General features: G+C 69.6%; 5 protein-coding genes and 1 pseudogene. 2 read left to right on the top strand and 4 right to left on the bottom strand.

Going from position 1 to position 5582, the window contains the following annotated elements; all coding sequences use genetic code 11:
- Positions 1-206 precede the first annotated feature (206 nt).
- Both pdxY and DCO49_RS19195 read left to right on the top strand, forming a co-directional pair.
- A complete protein-coding gene (gene pdxY, locus DCO49_RS19200) occupies positions 207-1115 on the top strand; it encodes a pyridoxal kinase (RefSeq protein WP_116865349.1) in 909 nt (302 codons plus the stop codon).
- Complete coding sequence (locus tag DCO49_RS19195) at positions 1112-2242, top strand: prephenate dehydrogenase (RefSeq protein ID WP_116865348.1); 1131 nt, start codon at positions 1112-1114, stop codon at positions 2240-2242. Before pdxY ends, DCO49_RS19195 begins: the two co-directional genes overlap by 4 nt.
- A gap of 219 nt (positions 2243-2461) precedes the next feature.
- Here DCO49_RS19195 and DCO49_RS19190 read toward each other — a convergent pair whose 3' ends face one another.
- From DCO49_RS19190 to DCO49_RS19175, 4 genes and pseudogenes are all read right to left on the bottom strand, one after another.
- Positions 2462-2656 (bottom strand): hypothetical protein, encoded by a 195-nt coding sequence (locus DCO49_RS19190; protein WP_108768574.1) that lies wholly within the window; start codon positions 2654-2656, stop codon positions 2462-2464.
- 71 nt (positions 2657-2727) lie between these two features.
- On the bottom strand, positions 2728-4500 hold the full coding sequence (locus DCO49_RS19185; protein ID WP_116865347.1) for an ABC transporter transmembrane domain-containing protein: 1773 nt from the start codon (positions 4498-4500) through the stop codon (positions 2728-2730).
- The gene (locus DCO49_RS19180; protein ID WP_116865346.1) at positions 4493-5089 is read right to left on the bottom strand and encodes a YigZ family protein; all 597 of its coding nucleotides are present in this window, start codon (positions 5087-5089) and stop codon (positions 4493-4495) included. Before DCO49_RS19180 ends, DCO49_RS19185 begins: the two co-directional genes overlap by 8 nt.
- A gap of 34 nt (positions 5090-5123) precedes the next feature.
- Positions 5124-5582, bottom strand: a pseudogene (locus tag DCO49_RS19175) (hypothetical protein); the annotation flags it as partial.

Here is a 5582-nt window from a genome sequence, read left to right as displayed (position 1 = left end):
GGCGGTGTGGGTGGGCAGGACCGTTGGCGCCATGGATGGCGCCATCGAGCCCCCAGGGATGGGTTTACGGCGTGTCCTGACCACCCACACCGCCCCGCCATCCCACGGAATGCCGCTCCGGCTTTTGACGTTGATGTTGCCGTTGCATTGAGCAGGTGCAGTGCTGCAAGCCCTGCCGAAAACCCCCTTGGGCGTAGAATGCGGGCATGAGCGAATCCCTCGACAACCACTTGCTCCACGGCCGTCGCCAGCGCCCCGACGGGCCCTCGCCGATCGACGTCATCTCCGTCCAGTCGCAGCTCGTCTACGGCCACGCCGGCAACAGCGCCGCCGCCCCACCGATGCGCGCCCTCGGCGTGCGCGTGGCGGAAATCCCGACCGTCCTGCTCAGCAATGCGCCGTTCTACGACACCACCCGCGGCCGCGTGCTGCCCGCTGACTGGTTCGCCGACCTGCTGCTCGGCACCCGCGAGCGCGGCCTGCCGCAGCGGGCGAAAATGCTGGTCTCCGGCTACTTCGGCAGCGCCGCCAACGGTGCTGTCTTCGCCGACTGGATGGACGAGATCCTGCCGGCCTGTCCGCAGCTGCGTTACTGCCTGGACCCGGTGATCGGTGACACCCACACCGGCCCCTATGTGGAGCCCGGGCTGGAAGCGATCTTCGCCGAGCGCCTGCTGCCGCATGCCTGGCTGGTTACGCCCAACGCATTTGAACTCAATCGCCTGACCTGCATGCCGGCGCTGGCCGAGGCTGATGCCATCGCCGCCGCGCGCGCGCTGCTGGCGCGTGGCCCGCAGTGGGTGATCGCGCACAGCGTGGGCGGCAACCCCGGCGAGCTGGTGACACTGGCCGTTGGGCGCGAGGAAACCTGGCGCTGGACCTCGCCGCTGCTGCCGGTGGATGTGGCCGGCACCGGTGATGTGCTGATGTCGCTGGTGGTGTCCTTCCTGCTGCGCGGCGAGACGATGCAGCAGGCCATTTCGCGCGCCATCGCCGGTACCCATGCCGCGCTGGAAGCCACCCTGGCCAACGGCTTCGAGGAGTTCGACGTGATCGCTGCCGCGCCTGCTGCGCTGGCGGAGGCCACCCGCTTCCACGCCGAACGCGTGGCATGAGCGGGCTGCAGACGCGCACGCCGCGCACGGTCGGCATCGTTGGCAGTGCCGGCGCCTACGGGCGCTGGCTGGCCCGCTTCTTCCAGCAGCACATGCAGCTGCAGGTGATCGGCCATGATCCGGCCGATGCGGCCTCGCATACGCCCGAGCAGCTGCTGGCGCAGGCCGATGTGCTGGTGTTTTCGGCACCGATCCGGCACACGCCGGCGCTGATCGCCGACTACGTGCAGCAGTCGGCCGGCCGCGAACACGGCCGCCTGTGGCTGGACGTCACCTCGGTGAAGGATGCGCCGGTGCAGGCGATGCTGGCCTCGCAGGCCGAAGTGGTCGGCCTGCACCCGATGACCGCGCCGCCGAAGGCACCGACCCTGAAGGGCCGGGTGATGGTGGTCTGCGAGGCGCGGCTGCAGCACTGGCGACCGTGGGTCGACAGCCTCTGCGCGGCCCTGCAGGCCGAGTGCGTGCGCGCCACGCCCCAGCACCACGATCAGATGATGGCGCTGGTGCAGGCGATGGTGCATGCCACCCACCTGGCGCAGGCCGGCGTGCTGCGCGAGTACCAGCCGCAGCTGGGCGATCTGGCCGCGATGATGCCGTACCGCTCGGCCTCGTTCGAACTGGATACGGCGATCATCTCGCGCATCCTGTCGTTGAACCCGGCGATCTACGAAGACATCCAGTTCGGCAACCCCTACGTGGCGCCGATGCTGGATCGTCTGGTCGGCCAGCTGCAGGCACTGCAGGCGCAGGTCGGGCAGGGCGACGACACGGCGCGTAACTGGTTCCGCGAGCAGCTGCTGGCCGCCAACCACGACGCCTTTGGTGAGCCCGCGCTGGCCGCGGGCAACTACACCTTCGAGCGCGTGGGCTACCTGCTGGCCGACCTGACCGAGCGCAACGCCTTGTCGGTGCACCTGCCGGAGGATCGGCCGGGTTCGCTGCGCGAGCTGCTGCACGTGTTCGAGCAGCACAGCATCAGCCTGGCCTCGATCCACTCCTCGCGTACACCGGGCGGCGAGGTGCATTTCCGTATCGGTTTCGTGGCGGGCAGCGATCCGCTGGCCATCGCGGGGGCGGCGGTGGCCGTCGATGCCAGCGGCATCGGCCGGGTGCTGGGGCAGGCCTAGTCATCCACAGGCGGTGTGGATGATTTCTGAGCAAACGTGTGGATAACCGCGCGCAGCCCTTGGCAGGCAAGGCTGTCAAGATGATTGGTGAAAAATTGACCACGTCAATTTCGGTTGCGCCGGGCCATGGCGGGCGGGCGAACCGTGTCGACCAGGGTCGACACCTACCAGAGCGGGTCAGCGCGAAATCCGGTTGCGCCGGGCCATGCCCGGCGAACCTCAGATCGTCAACCGCAGCTCGCCGCCACTGGTGGTGAACTCGCGGCCATTGCGGACTAGGTGGCGACCGTCATCCAGTTCATAGCGCGGGCTGGTCTCCACCTTCTGGCCGCTACCGCTGGCATCGGGCTTGAACTCGATGATGATGTGGCTTTCGCCATTGGCGTCGACTGCAGGGAACTGACGGAACGACATCGTGCACCTCCTTCAGCGGATCCTTCGGTTTCGCCGCCAGCTTGGGCCGGCCGGTGTTAGCCGGCCGTCAATCAATCGACGAACTGCAATCGCGCCAGCTCCGCATACAGTCCACCTTCAGCCAGCAGCTGCGCATGGGTGCCCTCGGCGACAATGCGGCCCTGGTCCATCACCACGATGCGGTCGGCCTTGAGTACGGTCGCCAGGCGATGGGCGATCACCACGGTGGTGCGCCCGGCCATCAGCCGTTCCAGCGCCTGCTGCACGCTGTGCTCACTCTGCGCATCCAGTGCGCTGGTGGCCTCGTCCAGCAGCAGGATGGGCGAATCCTTCAGCAGGGCGCGGGCGATCGCCACGCGCTGCTGCTGGCCGCCAGACAGGCGCGCACCACGCTCGCCCAGCTCGCTGTCGTAGCCCTGCGGCAGGGCGCGCAGGAAGCCGTCGGCTTCGGCAGCACGCGCCGCGGCTTCCACCTCGGCATCGCTGGCCTGCAGGCGGCCGTAGCGGATGTTGTCGCGCGCACTGGTGGCGAACAGGGTCGGCTGCTGCGGCACCAGCGCAAGCTGCGCACGCAGGTCGGCCGGATCGACTTCGCGCACGTCGTGGCCGTCCACGCAGATGCGGCCGCTGGCCGGATCATGGAAGCGCAGCAGCAGCGACAGCACCGTGCTCTTGCCGGCACCGGACGGGCCGACCAGGGCCACGGTCTCGCCGGGACGCACGTTCAGGCTGAAGTGGTCCAGCGCCGGCTGGTCCGGCCGCTGCGGGTAGTGGAACACCACGTCGTCGAACTGGATCTGCCCCTGCAGCGGTTGCGGCAGCGCATGCGGCTGTGCGGGTGCACGGATCTCGATGTCTTCCTGCAGCAGCTCACCGATGCGGCCCATGCCGCCGGCCGCGCGCTGCAGTTCGTTCCAGACTTCGGCCAGCGCGCCCACCGAGCCGCCGCCGATCAGTGCGTACAGCACGAACTGGCCGAGGGTGCCGGCACTCAGGCGGCCATCGATGACATCGTGCGCACCCAGCCAGAGCACGCCGACGATGGCGCCGAACACCAGCAGGATGGCGCTGGCGGTGACCAGCGACTGCGCGCCGATGCGACGGCGCGCGGCAGTGATGGCATCGCCGAGCGCGTGGTCGAAGCGACCGCGCTCGTAAGGCTCGCGGGCATGTGCCTGCACGGTGCGCACCGCACCCAGGGTCTCGCTGGCCAGGCTGTTGGCATCGGCGATGCGGTCCTGGCTGTTGCGCGCGACCACGCGCAGCTTGCGCGCGCCGATGATGATCGGCAGCACCGCCAGCGGGATGCCCAGCAGCGACCACGCCGCCAGCCGCGGGCTGGTGACGAACAGCATGGCCAGGCTGCCGACTACGGTCACGCTGCTGCGCAGGGCCACCGACATGGTCGAGCCGACCACGCTGCGCAGCAGTTCGGTATCGGCGGTCAGGCGCGAAACCAGTTCGCCACTGCGGCTGCGGTCATGGAAGCCGGCGCCGAGCTGGATCAGGTGTGCGTACAGCTGGCTGCGCAGGTCGGCGACGACCTTTTCGCCCAGCAGCGACACGAAGTAGAAGCGCGCGGCCGTGCCCAGCGCCATCACCACCGCCACCAGCATCAGCAGGGCGAACGCGCGGTTGATCTGGCCGCCGCTGCTGAAGCCGTGGTCGATCATCTGCTTGACCGCCGGCGGCAGGCTCAGCGTGGCCGCCGAGGAGACCGCCAGGGCCAGCAGCCAGGCGGTGAACAACCCGCTGTGGCGGCGCACGAACGGCCACAGCGTACGCAGGCTGCCCAGGCGACGCAGCGGCGGGGTTGAAGCGGACGTCTCGTCCTTGTCAGTCATCCTGGTCGTCATCTTCTATGCGGATACGGTCACGGGTGGCGTCGCGCAGGCGGATTTTCAATGCGTCGACCTGGTCGGCAGGCAATTCCACCCGCAGGCGCACACCGTTGGCATCGAACTGTTCATCGCGCTTTTCTGCGGCGAAGGCGGGCAGGGCGGCGTGCAGGGTGCCCAGATCCTCGAAGCCGGCCAGCAGCTGCAGGCGCGCCATCGCCACCAGCGGCAGGCGTGGCGCGGTGCGCAGGCACTCGGCGGCGGTGCCACCGTAGGCGCGCACGAGGCCGCCGGCACCCAGCTTGATGCCGCCATACCAGCGGGTCACCACCACCACCACGCGGTCGAAGCCCTGGCCATCGATGGCCGCCAGGATCGGCCGGCCGGCGGTGCCTGCGGGCTCGCCATCATCGCTGGAACGGTAATCCTGGCCGTGCCGGTAGGCCCAGCAGTTGTGGGTGGCATCGGCCACGGCCACCTGCTGCAGGAACGCCAGTGCCCCCGCGCCGCTGTCGATGGGCGCGGCGTGGGCGGTGAAGCGGCTGTGCTTGATGTCCAGCGTATGGCTGACGGGCTGGGCGAGGGTATCGGGCATTCCCACCATTCTACGGGGTCGGCGCGGGCCTGCCTCAGTCGTCCAGCAGCGGGCGCAGGTCCTTGGGCAGGCGCGCTTCGGGATACAGCTGCAGGTAGCGCTCCAGGCTGGCACGGGCCAGGTCGCGCTGGCCGTTGTCGCGGCGCTGGCGGATCTTCTGCAGCCACTGTCGGCGCGGCAGCGAGGCGTCGGCGGCTACTTCGGCGTTCACTGCCGTGGCACTGAGCGCGGCATCGCTGGACCGGCGCAGCATCACCCCCGGTGCACTGGACGGTGCGGTGGCATTGGTCTTGGATGCCGCCGGTGCCGTACGGCGCTGGCTGCGAACCGCGTCGGCGCTGGCCGCAGCTGCGCCCTGGATCGAATCCATTTCCATTGCAGCCGGGGCCGGCGCCGAGTAGGCGGCCGGCGCTGGCGGCGCTGCGGCGGGTGCGGGGGCAGCAGGCGCTGGCGGTGCGAAGACGGCCTCTGCAGCGGGCTCGGCAGGCCGGCT

It is taken from the genome of Stenotrophomonas sp. SPM (genome assembly GCF_003105135.1).
Lineage (GTDB): Bacteria > Pseudomonadota > Gammaproteobacteria > Xanthomonadales > Xanthomonadaceae > Stenotrophomonas.
The sequence above is the reverse complement of the archived record's forward strand: the minus strand, read 5'-3'. Positions and strand labels throughout refer to the sequence as shown.

Coding starts and splice junctions, on each gene's coding strand:
- DCO49_RS19185 (WP_116865347.1), bottom strand. CDS start 4,500: ATGACTGACAAGGACGAGACGTCCGCTTCAACCCCGCCGCTGCGTCGC.
- pdxY (WP_116865349.1), top strand. CDS start 207: ATGAGCGAATCCCTCGACAACCACTTGCTCCACGGCCGTCGCCAGCGC.
- DCO49_RS19195 (WP_116865348.1), top strand. CDS start 1,112: ATGAGCGGGCTGCAGACGCGCACGCCGCGCACGGTCGGCATCGTTGGC.
- DCO49_RS19190 (WP_108768574.1), bottom strand. CDS start 2,656: ATGTCGTTCCGTCAGTTCCCTGCAGTCGACGCCAATGGCGAAAGCCAC.
- DCO49_RS19180 (WP_116865346.1), bottom strand. CDS start 5,089: ATGCCCGATACCCTCGCCCAGCCCGTCAGCCATACGCTGGACATCAAG.